The organism is Roseateles sp., assembly GCF_047654805.1.
Lineage (GTDB): Bacteria > Pseudomonadota > Gammaproteobacteria > Burkholderiales > Burkholderiaceae_C > Pelomonas.
Window position 1 is genome coordinate 36,869 of sequence record NZ_JASGIV010000001.1, and the last position, 16,571, is coordinate 53,439.

Genomic DNA, 16,571 nt, shown 5'->3' on the forward strand with positions numbered 1-16,571 from the left:
AACGCAGACCCTGAGTCCGTCACCGGACTCAGGGTTTTCACTTTCTGCGTCGCCTGCATCCAATTGCTTGACGTTTGAACTATTGATTCCTAAAGTGATTCGCATCATGCGTATCACCTGCATTGGCGGCGGTCCGGCCGGCCTGTACTTCGCGCTGTTGATGAAAAAGGCCAGCCCCGCCCATGAGGTGAGGGTCCTGGAGCGCAACCGTGCCGGTGACACCTTCGGATGGGGCGTCGTGCTTTCCGACCAGACGGTGGATGCGCTGCGCGTTGCCGACCCCGAGACGGCAAATCAGATCAGCGACGCGTTCAACCACTGGGACGACATCGCCGTGCACTTCAAGGGGCGTCGCATCGTCTCAAGTGGCCACGGCTTTTGCGGCATCGGCCGAAAGAAGCTGCTCAACATCCTTCAGGCACGCTGCGAGCAGCTTGGCGTTGAGCTGGTCTACGAAGCCGACGTGCCCGACGATGCCGAGATAGATGCCGACCTCATCATTGCGGCAGACAGCCTGAACAGCCGCATCCGCCAGAAGTACGCGACCACCTACCAGCCCGATGTCGACCTGCGCGCCTGCCGCTTCGTGTGGCTGGGCACTACCCAACTCTTCGACGCCTTCACCTTCGACTTCCAGCAGACGGAGTGGGGCTGGTTCCAGGCGCATGCCTACCGATTCGACGCAACGCATTCGACCTTCATCGTCGAGGCGCCAGAAGACGTCTGGCGCGCAGCGGGCCTGGAGGACATGAGCAAGGAGGAGAGCATCGCCTTCTGCGAGAGGCTGTTCTCGAAGATTCTGGACGGGCATGCGTTGATCTCCAACGCCGGCCACCTGCGCGGCTCGGCGCAGTGGATACGCTTCCCCCGCGTCGTCTGCAAGGCCTGGCTGCACCGCAACGACCGAGGTACACCCGTGGTTCTGATGGGTGACGCGGCGCACACGGCCCACTTCTCCATCGGTTCCGGCACCAAGCTCGCGCTGGAGGACGCCATCGATCTGGCGCGCGACATCCAGGCGCATGCCGACCTCACCATGGCGCTCGACGCCTATCAGGCCACGCGCAGCATCGAGGTGCTGCGCATCCAGAACGCGGCGCGAAACTCCACCGAATGGTTCGAGAACGTCGAGCGCCATGCGCGGCTGGAGCCCGAGCAGTTTGCCTATTCGCTGCTGACGCGCTCGCAACGCATATCTCATGAGAACCTGAGGTTGCGTGACTCCCACTATGTTGGTGAGTTCGAGCGCTGGCTGGCAGCGCAGAGTGGTCTGGAAGCGGTGGTCCCGCCGATGTTCACGCCCTTCAGGCTGCGCGGCCTAACGCTGAAAAACCGGGTCGTTGTATCGCCCATGGCGCAGTACAGCTGCGATGGCGGTATCCCAGGCGACTACCACCTCGTCCACCTCGGCGCGCGGGCCTTGGGCGGTGCCGGCCTCGTCTTCGCCGAGATGACCTGCGTGTCGCCCGATGCGCGCATCACGCCCGCCTGCCCGGGGCTGTGGAACGATGCCCAGGGCGAGGGCTGGCGGCGCATCGTGGAGCATGTTCACCTGTACAGCAGCGCCAGGATTGCGATGCAGCTGGGCCACGCCGGCCCCAAGGGCTCGACCTGCGTGCCCTGGGAGGGCGAGGATCAGCCGTTGTCCCACGGCAACTGGCCGCTGATTGCAGCCTCGTCGCAGCAGTACCTGGCCGGCATCAGCCAGACCGCACGCGCGATGACCCGCGCCGACATGGATCGCGTGCGAGACGACTTCGTCAGTGCCGCACGCCGCGCGGCCGACGCCGGCTTCGATTGGCTGGAGCTGCATTGCGCCCATGGCTACCTGCTCTCAAGCTTCATTTCGCCGCTGACGAACCGGCGCGACGATGACTATGGTGGTTCGCTGGACAACCGGCTGCGCTATCCGCTGGAGGTCTTCATCGCGCTGCGCGAGGCCTGGCCGCCGGAGCGGCCGATGTCCGTGCGCATCTCGGCCCATGATTGGGTTCCCGGCGGCACGACGACCGAGGATGCGGTTGCCATCGCCGCGGCCTTCAAGGCCGCGGGTGCGGACCTTGTCGACGTGTCCTCCGGCCAGGTCAGCAAGGCGCAGAAGCCGGTCTATGGCCGCATGTTCCAGACACCGTTCGCTGAAGAAATCCGCAACCGCATTGGCATCCCCACCATGGCCGTGGGCGCCATCTCCGAGGCTGATCATGTGAACAGCATCATCGCGGCGGGTCGTGCCGATCTCTGCGCCATAGCGCGCCCCCATCTGGCCAATCCGGCCTGGACCCTGACCGAGGCGGCGCGTATCGGCTACCGCGGCCCGGTCGGACTGGAGTGGCCCAAACAATACATGTCAGGCAAGAGCCAGCTCGAACGTGAGTTCGAGCGCCAGCGAGCCGGGAGCGTGGCTGTGGCCGAGCAGGCGAACAAGGCCTTGGGCGTATGAAGCATGCGGTGATCACCGGCGGTGGAAGCGGCATTGGTGCCGCAGTGGCAAAGCGGCTTCTGGCTGATGGCCTGCGCGTCACGCTGATGGGGCGCAGTGTGACGCGGCTCCAGGCGCGGCAGGCGGAGCTGGGCGGCGTGGCCATCCAGGCCTGCGACGTCTCCGACGAGGCCAGCGTTGCGGCCGCCTTCATGGCCGTCGGCGACGTAGACATCCTTGTCAACAACGCTGGTCAGGTTGAGACCGCGCCGTTGCACAAGACCTCGCTGGAGCTCTGGCGGCGCCTGCTCGACGCCAACCTCACCGGCAGCTTCCTCTGCAGCCGTGCCGTGCTGCCTGGCATGCTGGAACGCCGCCAGGGCAGCATCGTCAACGTGGCCAGCACTGCGGCGCTTAAGGGCTATGCCTACGTGGCTGCCTACTGCGCGGCCAAGCATGGCGTGCTGGGGCTGACGCGGGCGATGGCGCTTGAAGTGGCGGCCAAGGGCCTGACAGTCAACGCCGTCTGCCCAGGCTACACCGAGACCGACATCGTGGCTCAAGCGGTGGACACCATCGTCGCCAAGACCGGCCGAACCGCTGCTCAGGCGAGGGCTGAGCTGGCCAGAGCCAATCCGAGAGGACAACTGATCCAGCCGGAGGAAGTCGCCGACACAGTGGCTTGGTTGCTCACTGCCACGGGAGTCAATGGCCAGGCCATTGCTGTTTGCGGTGGGGAGACGATGTGATGTCGGTGACTGAACTCGACCTCGAAACACGGCTGTCCGACGATGACCATCAGGCGCTCAAGCTCTGGCTGCGTCTGCTCTCCTGCACTACGCGAGTGGAAGACCAGATCCGCCAGCGTCTGCGCGCCGAGTTCGGCACCACGCTGCCGCGCTTTGACCTGCTGGCCCAGTTGGAGCGCCATGCCGATGGCCTGACCATGCGCGAGCTCTCCAGGCGCCTGATGGTGACTGGCGGCAACGTCACCGGCATCACCGATCAGCTCGAGGCCGAAGGGCTGGTACTGCGCGAGACCCGCGCCGATGACCGCCGCAGCTTCATCGTCAGGCTCACGCCGCAAGGCCGTCGCCAGTTCAAGCGCATGGCCGCTACGCACGAAGGCTGGATTGTCGAGCTGTTCGCCGGCTGGACGCCCGCGCAGAAGACGCAGGTCCACGAGCTGCTGGCGCTGCTCAAGACACATCTGAAGGACAACACATGACGCCCCATCTGGCCCCAGGCAACCATCAAGGCCTTGTCGGCTATCAGCCCCTGCATTTCGCCTGGCAGAAGCAGGGCGCCGTCGGTGTCATCACGCTGAACCGGCCGGAGCGCAAGAATCCGCTGACGTTCGAGTCTTATGCGGAGCTGCGCGACCTGTTCCGCCGCCTGGCCTATGTGGACGAGGTCAAGGCGATCGTCGTGCAGGGTGCCAACGGCAACTTCTGCTCGGGCGGCGACGTACACGAGATCATCGGCCCGCTGACCGGCATGGACATGCCCGACCTGCTGGCCTTCACGCGCATGACAGGCGACCTGGTGAAGGCCATGCGAGGCTGCCCGCAGCCCATCTTCGCGGCCATTGACGGCGTATGCGCCGGCGCGGGGGCCATCCTGGCCATGGCGTCCGACCTGCGTGTGGGCACGACACGCAGCAAGACGGCCTTCCTGTTCACCAGGGTGGGCCTCGCGGGCTGTGACATGGGAGCCTGTGCCATGCTGCCGCGCATCGTTGGCCAGGGGCGGGCATCGGACCTGCTCTACAGCGGTCGTGCCCTGGGCGGCGAGGAGGCGCTGAGCTGGGGGTTCCTGAACCGCATTGTCGAGCCGGAGCAGCTGCTGGACGAGACGCTGAAGTGGGCCGGCGACATCGCGGCAGGACCTGGCTTCGGTCATGCCATGACCAAGCGCATGTTGCACCAGGAATGGGCCATGGGCGTGGACGAGGCCATCGAATCCGAGGCTCAGGCCCAGGCCATCTGCATGATGACCAAGGACTTCCATCGTGCCTACGAGGCCTTCGTGGCCAAGCAAAGGCCCGTGTTCCAAGGGGATTGAGATGAACCATCTCGACTGGCCCTTCTTCGACGCGAAGCACCGCGAGCTGGCTGCGGCGCTGGACGCCTGGTGCGGTGAGCACCTGCAGCACGTTGAGCATGACGGCGATGTCGACGCGCAATGCCGGTCACTGGTTGGCGAGCTCGGCAAGGCAGGCTGGCTGAACCACGCCGTGGCCAGTGAGGGCCAGGCCATCGATACCCGAGCCATCTGTCTGATCCGCGAGGCCCTGGCTAGGCACGATGGACTTGCCGACTTCGCCTTCGCGATGCAGGGCCTGGGTTCGGGCGCCATCTCGCTGCAGGGCACGCCGGCCCAGCAAGAGCGCTACCTGCCACACGTTGCCCGGGGCGAGGCTCTGGCGGCCTTTGCACTGTCCGAGCCAGAGGCTGGCTCGGACGTTGCCGCCATGCAATGCAGCGCCAGCGAAGACGGCGACGCCTATGTGCTGAATGGCGAGAAGACTTGGATCTCCAACGGCGGTATCGCCGACTTCTACGTGCTGTTTGCGAGGACGGGTGAAGCGCCTGGATCGCGCGGCATCTCGGCCTTCATCGTCGATGCCGGCATTCCGGGCTTCGAGATCGCGGAGCGCATCGACGTCATCGCGCCGCATCCGCTGGCGCGCCTGCGTTTCACCGACTGTCGTGTGCACAGGAGCCAGATGCTGGGCGCGCCGGGCGAGGGCTTCAAGCTGGCCATGCGTACGCTGGATGTCTTTCGCACATCTGTGGCTGCCGCCGCCCTGGGCTTTGCCCAACGCGCGCTGCAAGAGGGTTTGAAGCAGGCCAGGGAGCGGGCCATGTTCGGCGCCCGCCTGGCGGATCTGCCTCTGACGCAGGCCAAGCTGGCCGACATGGCCTGCACGGTGGACGCGTCCGCGCTGATGGTCTATCGCGCTGCCTGGCAGCGCGACCAGGGCAAGACCATTACGAAGGAAGCCGCCATGGCCAAGCTGATGGCGACAGAGGGTGCCCAGCGGGTCATTGACGCCGCCGTGCAGCTCTTCGGTGGCCGTGGCGTGCGCCGGGGCGAAATCGTCGAATCCCTCTACCGGGAAATCCGTGCGCTGCGCATCTACGAGGGCGCCAGCGAAGTGCAGCAGCTCATCATCGGTCGCGAACTCCTCAAAAGGGCGTGAGGAAACCATGCATCCATCGGCTCATCTGGATACCTTCGCAAGAGAGCACCTCCCGCCACAGGACCAGTGGCCCGAGCTGGTCTTCGATTTGCCCGAGCTGCAGTTCGGCCCCAGACTGAACGCGGCGACCGAGCTGCTGGACCGCTGGGTCGCTCAGGGGTGGGGCGATCGCCCCTGCGTTGAGGGCTCCGGCTTGACGTGGACCTATGCCCAGCTGCAGGCCGAGGCCAACCGTATCGCCAACGTGCTCGTCAACGAGCTGGGTGTCGTGCCGGGCAACCGCGTGCTGCTGCGGGGCGCGAATACGCCGCAGCTGGCGGCCTGCTGGTTCGCCGTCATCAAGGCTGGCGCTATCGCGGTGGCCACCATGCCGCTGCTGCGCGCCGTGGAGCTGGGCAAGGTCATCGCCAAGGCCGAAGTCACTCATGCGCTGTGCGACGCCGCACTGGCTGACGAGCTCGCGGCGGCGCAACTGCAGAACCCGGTGCTGCGCAGCATCTGTCACTACCGCAGCAGTGCTCCGGACGGCCTTGAAGCTCGCGCGGCCCGCCAGCCGGCTACCTTCACGAACGTGGATACCGCCAGCGACGACTGTGCGCTGATCGCCTTCACGTCCGGCACCACTGGCCAGCCCAAGGGCACCATGCATTTCCATCGCGACGTCATCGCGATCTGCCGCTGCTGGCCAGTGCATTGCCTGAAGGCCCAGCCCAGCGACGTCTTCGTCGGCAGCCCGCCGCTGGCCTTCACGTTCGGTCTGGGCGGCTTGCTGCTGTTTCCGATGAGCGTGGGCGCATCCACCGTGCTGCTGGAGAAGGCGGCGCCCGACCTGCTGCTGAAGGCTATCTCCGAGCATCGTGCGACGGTCTGCTTCACGGCGCCTACGTCTTATCGTGCGATGGCTCCGCTGGTCGCCCAGCACGACATCTCGTCGCTGCGAAAATGTGTCAGCGCCGGCGAAGCTCTGCCGGCGGCCACGCGTGCGCTGTGGAGGCAGGTCACGGATATCGAGTTGATCGACGGCATAGGCGCCACCGAGCTTCTGCACATCTTCATCTCCCACACGGAGTCCGATGCCAAGGGTGGCGCGACCGGCAAGCCGGTGCCTGGCTACCAGGCTTGCATCCTTGACGACGCGGGTCAGCCGCTGCGGGCCGGCCAAGTAGGCAACCTTGCCGTCAAGGGGCCTACTGGCTGCCGCTACCTCGCCGACGAGCGCCAGCACCAGTATGTGCAGGAGGGCTGGAACTTGACCGGCGACTCCTACCTCATCGATGCGGACGGCTATTACGTCTATCAGGCTCGCACCGACGACATGATCATCTCGGGCGGCTACAACATCGCGGGCCCAGAGGTCGAGGCCGCGCTGCTGAGCCACCCGGCCGTGGCCGAATGCGCTGTCGTCGGCGTGCCCGATGAAGGGCGCGGCCAACTGGTCAAGGCCTTCGTCGTGTTGCGCGAGGGCCAGGCGGGAGACGTGAAAGCCTTGCAGGAGCATGTGAAGGCAAGCATCGCGCCCTACAAGTACCCACGCGCCATCGAGTTCCGCGCCACGCTGCCGCGCACCGAGACGGGCAAGCTGCAGCGCTTCAAGCTGCGCGAGACATGACGGCTGCCGCCTTCGAGCGCGAGCAGACCGTGCGCTTCGGCCATTGCGACCCGGCCGGCATCGTCTTCTACCCGCGCTATTTCGAGATGCTCAACGAGTTGGTCGAGGACTGGTTTGCGCATGGCCTGGGGTTGCCGTTCGCGCAGCTGATCGTCCAGCGCCGCATCGGGATGCCCACCGCAAGACTCGACACGCGCTTCAAACGCATCAGCCGTCTGGGCGACCGTCTGTGTCAGCGTCTGTACGTCGAACGTGTGGGCGGCAGCTCGCTGATGCTGGCGATCGCCTTCGACGGTAGTGACGGCACCCGCGTCGAGTTCGACCAGCTGCTGGTCTGCACCTCGCTGGATACGCATAGACCCCAACCTCTGCCCGCCGACCTGCGAGTCGCGCTGGAGACCCTATGACCAAGAGAATCCTGCAACCTGCCGGCTGGGCCGCACCGCGCGGCTATGCCAACGGCGTCGCGGCCAGCGGCCGCCAGGTCTTCGTTGCCGGACAGATCGGCTGGAACGAGCGCTGTGAATTCGACAGCGATGACCTCATCGACCAGGTGCGGCAGACGCTGCTCAACATCCGAGCCGTGCTGGCAGAGGCCGGCGCCGGGCCTGAGCACATCGTGCGCATGACCTGGTATGTGGTCGACAAGCGCGAGTACCTCGTCCGAGGCCGCGACGTGGGCCAGGCCTACCGCGACGTGCTGGGTCGCGACTACGGCGTCGCGATGAGCGCAGTGCAGGTGTCGGCGCTGATGGAAGACCGGGCCAAGGTGGAGATCGAGGTCACGGCCGTCGTGCCGGATCAGGGCTAGCCGGCTCTAGGCCAAGACCACCTCGATCCCCCGGCCTCGCAACTGGTCCACGATGGCCTGATCCGCGCCGCTGTCGGTGATCAGCACGTCCAGCTGTTCCACCGGCGCGATGACTGACAGGTTGCGTTTCATCAGCTTGGATGCGTCCGCCACTGCAACGACCTGACGCGAAATCTTCATCATCTGGGCGTTGAGCTGGGCCTCCAGCAGGTGAGGCGTCATCAGGCCGATGTCTGGGTCCAGGCTGTCGACGCCGAGAAAGAGGCGGTCGGCATGCAGGCCCTGAAGCGCGGCCACTGCCTGTGGGCCGGACAGCGAGTAGGAGTTCGGCCGCAGTTGGCCGCCCGGCATGATGAGGTTGACGTGCGGCACCGTCGCCAGCAGGCCGGCGATGTTGAGCGCGTTGGTGATCACGTTCAGTGAGGTCAGCCTTAGGCTGCGGATCTGCTTGGCGATCTCCTCGGTCGTGGAGCCGGAGTCCAGCAGGATGGTCTCGCCGTCCCGGATCATCTTCGCGGCTTCGGTGGCAATGCGGGCCTTCTGTTCGTGGCGCAGCTTCTGCTTGACACCGATGGGCACCTCCTCCGTGTCACGCTGCGCGAGCGCGCCGCCATGGGTACGCAGCACGGCGCCGGTGGACGCCAGCGCGTTGAGATCGCTGCGGATGGTGACGACCGACGTGCCAAAGCGCTCGGCCAGTTCATCCACCGTGACGCGGCCCTGCGTCTGCACCAATTCGCGGATCAGGCGACGGCGCTCGTCGATGAGCAGGGTACTTTCGGGTTTGGCCGGTGGCGGCTTGGAGTTCGGGCGAGACATGCGAGATCGAAAGGCAGGCTACTTTCGAATCATATCGATCGAGGCCTTTCGTCAGCCCTTCAGTCGTGCCAGCGCCGCGGGTGACAGCGGTCGGCCGGCCAGGCGTGCAGCGTAGAGGGCTGCGCCCAGCTCGGGGCCGTGAAGCGGTGTCGTCAGCACGGCGCCGGGCAGGCGCAGGGCGAGGGAGGCCTTCAGCGGGCCCAGCACCAGCTCGCCGGCCGCGAACACGCCGCCGGTATAGGAGATGGGTACGGCCTGGATGCCTTCCAGGCCCAGGCTGCGCGCGACGCCGGCGGCAAGCGCTGCTAGCTCGTCGCCAGCGCGTACCAGGAGCTCGCGAGCCTGCGCGTCGCCGGCTTGCGCCGCAGCAGTGGCCAGGCGGGCGACCTGGGCCAACTGGCTGCGCGCGGCACCGCCATTGATCGCGCCGCAGAGGTCGAGGTCGTGCGCGAGCCTGAAGTGCTCGCGCACCAGGCCCATCAGCGGGCCGGGTTCGGCGCGGCCATCGGCCATCCGCGAGAACAGCGCCAGCACCTCGCGCGCCAGCCAGTGGGCCGACCCTTCGTCGCCAAAGACCTCGCCCCAGCCGCCGCTGCGTGCGTTGCGACCCATCCACTCGCCGTAGGCGATAGAGCCGGTGCCGGCGACGAGGCTGATGCCGTCCGTGCCGGCGAGGGATCCGGCCCAGCTGCAGACCATGTCGTTGCCCACCGTACTGCGGGGCAGGACGCCGGTCAGCAGGCCGTCGAAGGCCGCGAGCAGCCCGCTGTCCTCGCCGTGCGCGGGCAGCCCGGCGAAGGCATGGCTCACATCGCTTGCGACCGCATCGGCCTTGTGCAGCGTGGCCTGAACGCCGTCGCGCAGCAGTGCCCGCAGGGCGTCGAAGCCGATCTCGAGGTAGTAGCTCGTCGTCGCCTCATGGCGGGCCAGCAGGCGACCGCTCTCGTCCAGGAGGACGAAAGCGGTCTTGGTGCCGCCACCGTCGATGCCGAGGAAGAGGGCGCTCATGAGGACTGTTGCGACTGATGTGTTGGCGGCAGGGGGTGGATGGTGACACCGCTGACGACACGGGTCACGGTGCCGGATGCGCTGGGGTTGTCCGGCGTGATGCCCAGTCGCAGCGACGCAAGCAGGGCCAGGCATTGCGCGAAGACCAGCGCCACCGGGGCCAGGGCAAGGTCGGGAGCCGCGGCGGGCAGCTTGAGCGGCACGTCGTCCGCGTGCGGAGCTTCAGCGTCGGCAGGTGCCGCGGCACGCAGCGCGAGCACGCGGGCCCGGCCTTCGCGGCGCAGTTCGCGCAGCAGGTCCAAGTCGTACTGGCGGGTGTAGGGATCGTTGGACAGCAGGATAACAACCAGCGTCCTGTCGTTGAGGATGGTCTTGGGGCCGTGGCGGAAGCCCAGCGGCGAGTCGGCCAGCGCGACGAGCTTCCCGTCGGTCAACTCCAGCAGCTTTAGCGCGGCCTCGCGGGCCAGGCCCAGCAGCGCGTTGCTGCCAAGGTAGACGACGCGCTCGAAGGGCTGCTCGGCCAGCGCGTAGAGACGGTCGGCCTCGCGCTCGGCCAGCGCCTGGGCAGCATCTGCCAGCTCCGTCACGGGCCGCAGCGGCAGGCCGAAGGCCCAGGCGGCGGCCAGCAGCATGCCGCTGAAGCTGGAGGTCATGGCGAAGGCGCGGTCGTGGGTCTCGTCGGGCAGCAGCAGCACATGGGCCTCGCGCCGGTTGGCCAGGCGGCGGTTTAGCGTGCCTTCGGCGGCGCAGGTGACAGCGAGGTGGTGGCAGCGCTTGACGAGGCGATCAGCCAGCTCCACGGCGGCAAGGCTCTCTGGGCTGTTGCCGGAGCGGGCGAAGGACACCAGCAGCGTCGGCACCTCGGGCTGCAGGCATTGCTCCGGGCTGGAGACGATGTCCGTCGTGGCTACCGCCTCGACGCGGATGCCGGGGCGCTGGCCCAGCAGGCGCAGCAGGCCGGGCGCGAGGCATTGGCCGATGAAGGCGGAGCTGCCGGCACCGGTAAGCACGATACGCAGGTCCGGCAGGGCAAGCAGCGGCCGCAGGAAGGCTTCAAGCTGCGTCCGCCCGGCCTGCAGCTGGTCGTGGACGGCCTGCCAGACGGCCGGCTGGTGGGCGATCTCGCGCGCGGTGTGGGTGCCGCCGCGATGGTCGAGGTCGGAGGGATCGAGATGCAGAAGGGTCATGTCAGTTCAGTGATCTGTTTTGTTTTGCGAGCCGCTCCAAGCCAGACCTCGCGGGCGATGCCTGCGCTCAGCAAGGCGAAATCGGGCGACGGGCTCATGCGCTGCAGGCGTGCAGGTAGGGGCGCAGGGCCTGGGCGGTGCCGTCGCGCAGCAGGGCGTCGGTGCGGGTGGCGAGTCGGCCGTCGCGCACTGCCTCGTACTGGCGGGGCAGGTACTGGCTGAGCAACGTCAGCGGCGGTGGCGAGGCGTCCAGGCGGGACAGCATGGTCTGGCAGGCCTGGCGCACGGCAGGGTGGGCCCAGTAATAGCGGATGCGGTCGCTCAAGGAGTAGGCGAGGTCCACGTCCAGGCGCGCGGGGTCCTGGTAGTAGCCACGCCAGTGCTCGGGCTCGGCGCGCATGACGCCCAGAACTGTGTCGACCAGCCCTTCACCCTCGCCCACCCATTCGCGCTCGACGGCGGCCAGTGCCCACAGCGTCTCGCGAAGCGCGAAGGTCACACCGGGGCCGACCTTGAGGATGGCGAAGTGATCGCGCGCCAGCTGGGCCAGGCGCTCGGGGGTCTGGTAGTCTGTGGAGTGCGCCTCGAAGACGAGGCCGGACTGGCCTTCGATGAAGGCGCTCAGGGAGCGGGCCTTCTCGGGGCGGTAGTCGATGACCTTGTGGTGATCGAACTCCACGCCGGGTTGCACAACCATCGCGATGACGCGCTCCCACGCGGCCTCCAGCCCGGCGCGCTGGAAGGCGACCCGATGCAGCTCCAGCGTGGATGCGGCAGCTTCGGGCGAGGTCACGGCCAGCTCGCCCAGGTCTTCGTGCGCGCCGCCGGGCACGGGCACCTCGGTGCCTATGACGTAGACGGGCGGATCACCGCGCTCGGGCGCCTGCTGCCAGGCTTGCTCGGCGGCGTGGCACAGCCGAACGGCGCGGGCGGCAATCACGGCTTCAGCCAGCGGCACCGGGTCGTCGGCACAGCTCATGGAGCAGTCCAGGTGGATCTTGCGGAATCCCGCGGCCACGTACTGCGTCACCATGATCTCGGCCTTGGCCATGGCGGCGTCTGCCGGCAGCCTGCGCCAGGCATTGGGGCCAAGGTGGTCGCCACCCAGCAGCAGCAACTCGGGCGACAGGCCCTCGTTCTCGGCCAGCTTCTGCACGTAGCGGCGGAAGTCCAGCGGCGTCATGCCGGTGTAGCCGCCGTCCTGGTTGACCTGATTGGACGTCGCTTCGATGAGGGCGGGCCGGCCTTGCTCGGCGCACTCGCGCAGTGCGGTGGCGATCACGACGGGATGGGCCGAGCAGACGGACGGGATGCCGACGGCGGGGCCGGCGCCTGCTTGCTTATGGCGGCGCACGAGGTCCAGCATGAGCTTCATGCTGCGTCTCCTGGAACAGGTTGGGTGGAAGAGGGTGTTTCGGGCTGCAGTGCGAGCAGCAGCGCGGCGAGCAGGGCAAGGGCAACGCCCAGCAGCTTGGTGCCGGTTGGCATGGCGCCGCTGACGGCCATGGACAGCACGGCTGTCAGTAGCGGGGCGCCTGCGTTGACAAGGGGAGAGACGACCAGGGCCTTGCCGTAGCGGAAGGCATAGACCAGCGTCAGCGCCCCGACGGCATTGAGCACCTGGATGACGGCCGCGAGGCCCGGGCCCTGCCAGCCCCAGTTGACGGGCTGGGAGAAGTCCGTCAGCCACAGCGCGGCCGGCACGCAGGCCAGGCCCCCCACCATCATGTAGAAGAAGATGCTCTCTGCACTGGTGCCTGCATTGGCCAGCTTGATGAAGTAGGCCTGCAGACCCCAGGCCGCCATCACGACGAGTGCCAGCGCGAACCACAGGCCCAGCCCCTGGCCGCCCTGGCCCGGCTGCAGGTCGAAGAGTGGCAGCGCGCACAGCGCAAGCGCGATTCCCGCCACGCCCAGCTTGCCCGTGCGTTCGCCCAGCAGTCCGAAGGACAGGGCGATGGTGATGGCTGGCGACAGCGAGACGATCGGGAAGATCAGGTAGGCCGGTCCCAACTGCACCGCGCGGAATAGCAGCATCTGGCCGCCAGCTCCCAGCAGGCCCACGGTCAGGCCGAGCAGCACCGAGCGGCGGTCGCGGTCGATGCGCCAGCCGGCCCGCGCCAGCACGAACAGGGCTGGCGGGATCATCGTCAGTGCCCAGACGACATAGATCAGCGTGTCCGGGAAACCGTGCTCGGATGGCAGGCCGGTAAAGGCGCCCCACAGGCCCCAGAGTCCGGTGGTGATCAGCGCGTAGGTGAGCCAGTTGCTCTGCATCGGGAAATCTTTCGTGTTGCGGTGGGGCGTTGTCGCGACTTTCGAGCGAAAGCATAAACGAACAAAAACGAAAACACAACGGCGAAGGTGCTTTCGTATGCCGAATTTGAGGGGTGACGCATGAGTCTCTATATAGATGGAGCTATTTTCCCTATGTCAGCTCTGCGGAAGGCTTTCGTGGCATCATTCAACGAAAGTATTCGGCATCGGTGAAAACGATATACGAAATCAAACGAAAGGATTCGTAGACTTGCGTCAAGCTGGCTCGGGGCCATCCGGAGCCGGCAGCCCGCACCGGGGGAGAGCTGCCCCGGCACCTTTTCGCAGATTGCTTGGTGCTGCCCTGACGGCAGCCAGACACAAAAGGAACCGTTTGATGAGTCCTCGACTGCAACCCTGTTTTGCGCTGCACCCGCTGACGCTGGCCGGCCTGGTGGCCCTGGCAGCCCTCGGCGGTGCAGCGCCGGCCCTTGCCCAGCAGGCCACCGACAAGCCCGAGACCGACACGCTGGAACGCGTGGAGGTGACGGGCACCCGCGCCAGCCTGCAGCGCTCGCTGGCCCTCAAGCGCAACGCCGCAGGCGTGCAGGACAGCATCAGCGCAACCGAGCTGGGTCGCTTCCCCGACAACAACGTCGCCGACTCGCTCAGCCACATCACCGGTGTTGCCATCTCGCGCACGGCCGGCGGCGAGGGCCAGAAGGTGAGCATCCGCGGCCTCGGCCCCGAATACACGATCACGACCTTCAACAACCGCCTGCTGGGTACCGATAGCGCCGGCCGCTACTTCGCCTACGACGTGCTGCCGGCAGACGTCATCAGCGGTGCGGACGTCATCAAGTCCACGCAAGCGTCCCTGATGGAGGGAGCCATCGGCGGCCTGGTGAACCTGCGCTCCGCCAGCCCCTTTGATCAGAAGGGGCAGCGCGGCCTGCTGCGCCTGGAGGCCGATCGCAACCAGATGAGCGGTCTGAACGGCAAGAAGCTGTCAGGCACTTACAGCAACACCTTCGGCGACTCTCTGGGTGTGTTGCTGGGTGTGGTGGTTGCCAACCGCGACGTGCGCACAGACACGGCCGGCAACGACGGTGGCTGGAGCCGCAACCCCAAGCCCAGCGACCCGGAGGCCTTCTGGCAGTGGGGCAACACCTGGGGTGGCGCTATCGACCCCAATGGCAATGGCCAACTGGACCTGGACGAGGAGGGCCTGATAGGCCCCGGTCAGTTCCGCTTCGGCTCAATCATGGAGAAGAAGAAGCGCACGGCGCTGTCGGGCAAGGTTGAGTGGCGGCCTAGCAGCGACGTGAAGGTCGTCGTCGATGGCTTCAAGACCCGGCTGAACTCGCCTCAGGTCGGCTACCAGCTGTCCTTCTACCCGCTGTACGCGCCGGGCCGCTGGTCCAATATGAAGATCACCAACGGCGTCGTCACAGACCTGACGCTGTCCAGCACCGATCCCGAGATGCAGCTCAACCCCGAGCTGCTCAATAAGACCGAATACCGCGTGGTGGACACCGCGATGTACGGTGCCAACGCGGAGTGGAAGATCTCTCCCACGCTGAAAGTGACGGGCGACCTCTACGAGTCCACCTCCAAGCGCCATTCGGGCGGCCAGGACAGCTACGTCGTGCTGCGCATGAACCAGCCCAACGTGACGCGCATCCAGCTGACCGGCGCGGCAGTGCCTGACGTGAAGACCACCTTCGCCGATGGACGCGACCTTCAGACCGGGCTGGCGCAGGGCCTGTTCAAGGCCAGCGACTTCAACACCCACTACTACAGCCGCGCTGGCGACAACATCGACGACAAGATCAACGGCGCCAATGTCGACGCCGTCTGGTCGCTGGACCGTTTCTACATCGACTCGCTGAAGTTCGGCCTGAGCCAGACCAACCGCAAGAAGTCGCGCGACCTGGTCAACAACGCGCTCAATGGTGGCGCCGACCACTATTCGGGTGCCAACGCGATCAACGTCGGTGCGCTGGGCGGCAACGTCATCAACCAGACCTTGAGCCCTCAGGGCTTCCTCGACGGGGTGAGTGGCAATTTCCCGCGCAGCTTCCTGGGCTTCGACGTCGACACCTACGCCCAGGCCTTGAAGTCCTGGGACGGCAAGCCGCGCCCGGGTGGTGGTGTTTACAGCACGGAGCTCTCCGCGCCGGTCTGGAACCCGCTCGAGAGCTACCGCGTGACCGAGAAGACCACGACGGCCTTCGTGCAGGCGGATCTGGCGGGCGACGGCTGGAACGCGGACGCCGGCGTGCGCTTCGTGAGGACCAAGACCACGTCGCAGGCTTGGGACGCCAAGATCACAAGCATCATCGAGAACGGCCCTTGGAACTACACGGCCGTCTATGCGCCGCCGTCCGTCGTGCAGCAGGAGGCCAGCTACAACTTTGCGCTGCCTTCGGTCAACTTCACCTACCTGTTCACCAACGACCTGCAGTTGCGCGTAGGCGCAGCCAAGACCATGGCCCGCCCGTCGGTGGACAAGCTGGCGCCGACGAACACCACCGCCAGCATCTCCTGGGGCGAGTTCAGCCAGATCTTCGGGGGCAATGCAGAGCTCAAGCCCTACAGCGCGCGCCAGGCCGACGTGTCGCTGGAGTGGTACTACGCCAAGGACTCGGCACTCAACTTCGCCGTCTACCAGAAGAACATCAAGAATCAGATCACCACCCAGTACCTGACGGGCCAGGACATTGGCGTGCCCGGACGGTTGTTCAACGTCAGCAAGCCCATCAACGGCGACAAGGCCACGGCGCGCGGCTTCGAGATTGGCCTGCAGCACCTGTGGAGCAACGGCTTCGGCGTGCGGGCGCAGTACACCCGCAACAAGTCGCGTAGCTGGGTGGACGGTCAGGAGCGTGCGCTGGAAGGCATCGCACCGGCCACGTCTTCGTTCGGCGTTCTGTATGAGAGGGGGCCCTGGAGCATGAGCGCCACGGCCGACCACACCGATGCCTTCGTCACCGCCACCAACGTGCTGGGTGCCGGCTTTAACGAGCGGGCGAAGGCGGTGACCTGGATGACGGCCCAGGTCGCCTATGAGGTCAACAAGTGGCTGCGCATCAGCATCGAGGGCAACAACCTCACCGACGCGACGCAGGAGTACACGCTGGGCAACGACAGCGTGAAACTGCCCCAGGGCTACTACCGCTACGGCCGCGCGTTCACGCTCGGCGCGAGCATCAAGTTCTGATGCCTCTCGCCCAGCCCCTGAAGCTGGGCGATGC

General features: G+C 66.6%; 14 protein-coding genes. 9 read left to right on the plus strand and 5 right to left on the minus strand.

Going from position 1 to position 16,571, the window contains the following annotated elements:
- Positions 1-106 precede the first annotated feature (106 nt).
- Genes QM732_RS00125 through QM732_RS00160 form a run of 8 tightly spaced genes read left to right on the plus strand, consistent with a single transcriptional unit; the run spans position 107 to position 8,044 of the window.
- Positions 107-2,440: a bifunctional salicylyl-CoA 5-hydroxylase/oxidoreductase gene (locus tag QM732_RS00125; protein WP_415654183.1), complete on the plus strand. Its 2,334-nt coding sequence runs from the start codon at positions 107-109 to the stop codon at positions 2,438-2,440.
- A complete protein-coding gene (locus QM732_RS00130) occupies positions 2,437-3,168 on the plus strand; it encodes an SDR family NAD(P)-dependent oxidoreductase (protein ID WP_415654184.1) in 732 nt (243 codons plus the stop codon). Before QM732_RS00125 ends, QM732_RS00130 begins: the two co-directional genes overlap by 4 nt.
- The gene (locus QM732_RS00135; protein WP_415654185.1) at positions 3,168-3,647 is read left to right on the plus strand and encodes a MarR family winged helix-turn-helix transcriptional regulator; all 480 of its coding nucleotides are present in this window, start codon (positions 3,168-3,170) and stop codon (positions 3,645-3,647) included. The genes QM732_RS00130 and QM732_RS00135 overlap by 1 nt, the downstream gene beginning before the upstream one ends.
- Positions 3,644-4,483 (plus strand): enoyl-CoA hydratase family protein, encoded by an 840-nt coding sequence (locus QM732_RS00140; protein WP_415654186.1) that lies wholly within the window; start codon positions 3,644-3,646, stop codon positions 4,481-4,483. The genes QM732_RS00135 and QM732_RS00140 overlap by 4 nt, the downstream gene beginning before the upstream one ends.
- Before the next feature lies 1 nt (position 4,484).
- A complete protein-coding gene (locus tag QM732_RS00145) occupies positions 4,485-5,624 on the plus strand; it encodes an acyl-CoA dehydrogenase family protein (protein ID WP_415654187.1) in 1,140 nt (379 codons plus the stop codon).
- A 7-nt stretch (positions 5,625-5,631) separates the two neighbouring features.
- A complete protein-coding gene (locus tag QM732_RS00150) occupies positions 5,632-7,233 on the plus strand; it encodes an AMP-binding protein (protein WP_415654188.1) in 1,602 nt (533 codons plus the stop codon).
- Entirely contained in the window at positions 7,230-7,640 is a 411-nt protein-coding gene (locus QM732_RS00155) for an acyl-CoA thioesterase (RefSeq protein ID WP_415654189.1), read from the plus strand. The genes QM732_RS00150 and QM732_RS00155 overlap by 4 nt, the downstream gene beginning before the upstream one ends.
- Complete coding sequence (locus QM732_RS00160) at positions 7,637-8,044, plus strand: RidA family protein (RefSeq protein ID WP_415654190.1); 408 nt, start codon at positions 7,637-7,639, stop codon at positions 8,042-8,044. Before QM732_RS00155 ends, QM732_RS00160 begins: the two co-directional genes overlap by 4 nt.
- 6 nt (positions 8,045-8,050) lie before the next feature.
- Here QM732_RS00160 and QM732_RS00165 read toward each other — a convergent pair whose 3' ends face one another.
- The 5 genes from QM732_RS00165 to QM732_RS00185 all read right to left on the minus strand — a co-directional run bounded on the left by QM732_RS00165 (position 8,051) and on the right by QM732_RS00185 (position 13,335).
- Positions 8,051-8,863 (minus strand): DeoR/GlpR family DNA-binding transcription regulator, encoded by an 813-nt coding sequence (locus tag QM732_RS00165; RefSeq protein ID WP_415654191.1) that lies wholly within the window; start codon positions 8,861-8,863, stop codon positions 8,051-8,053.
- Between the two features lie 51 nt (positions 8,864-8,914).
- On the minus strand, positions 8,915-9,871 hold the full coding sequence (locus QM732_RS00170) for an N-acetylglucosamine kinase (protein ID WP_415654192.1): 957 nt from the start codon (positions 9,869-9,871) through the stop codon (positions 8,915-8,917).
- A complete protein-coding gene (locus QM732_RS00175; RefSeq protein WP_415654193.1) occupies positions 9,868-11,058 on the minus strand; it encodes a tagatose-6-phosphate ketose isomerase in 1,191 nt (396 codons plus the stop codon). The genes QM732_RS00170 and QM732_RS00175 overlap by 4 nt, the downstream gene beginning before the upstream one ends.
- A gap of 94 nt (positions 11,059-11,152) precedes the next feature.
- Positions 11,153-12,433 carry a D-tagatose-bisphosphate aldolase, class II, non-catalytic subunit gene (locus tag QM732_RS00180; RefSeq protein ID WP_415654194.1) on the minus strand — a complete coding sequence of 427 codons (1,281 nt, stop codon included), beginning with the start codon at positions 12,431-12,433 and terminating at the stop codon, positions 11,153-11,155.
- On the minus strand, positions 12,430-13,335 hold the full coding sequence (locus tag QM732_RS00185; RefSeq protein WP_415654195.1) for an EamA family transporter: 906 nt from the start codon (positions 13,333-13,335) through the stop codon (positions 12,430-12,432). The genes QM732_RS00180 and QM732_RS00185 overlap by 4 nt, the downstream gene beginning before the upstream one ends.
- 376 nt (positions 13,336-13,711) lie before the next feature.
- On the opposite strand from QM732_RS00185, the gene QM732_RS00190 reads away from it, so the two are divergent.
- The gene (locus QM732_RS00190; RefSeq protein ID WP_415654196.1) at positions 13,712-16,537 is read left to right on the plus strand and encodes a TonB-dependent receptor; all 2,826 of its coding nucleotides are present in this window, start codon (positions 13,712-13,714) and stop codon (positions 16,535-16,537) included.
- Positions 16,538-16,571 lie beyond the last annotated feature (34 nt).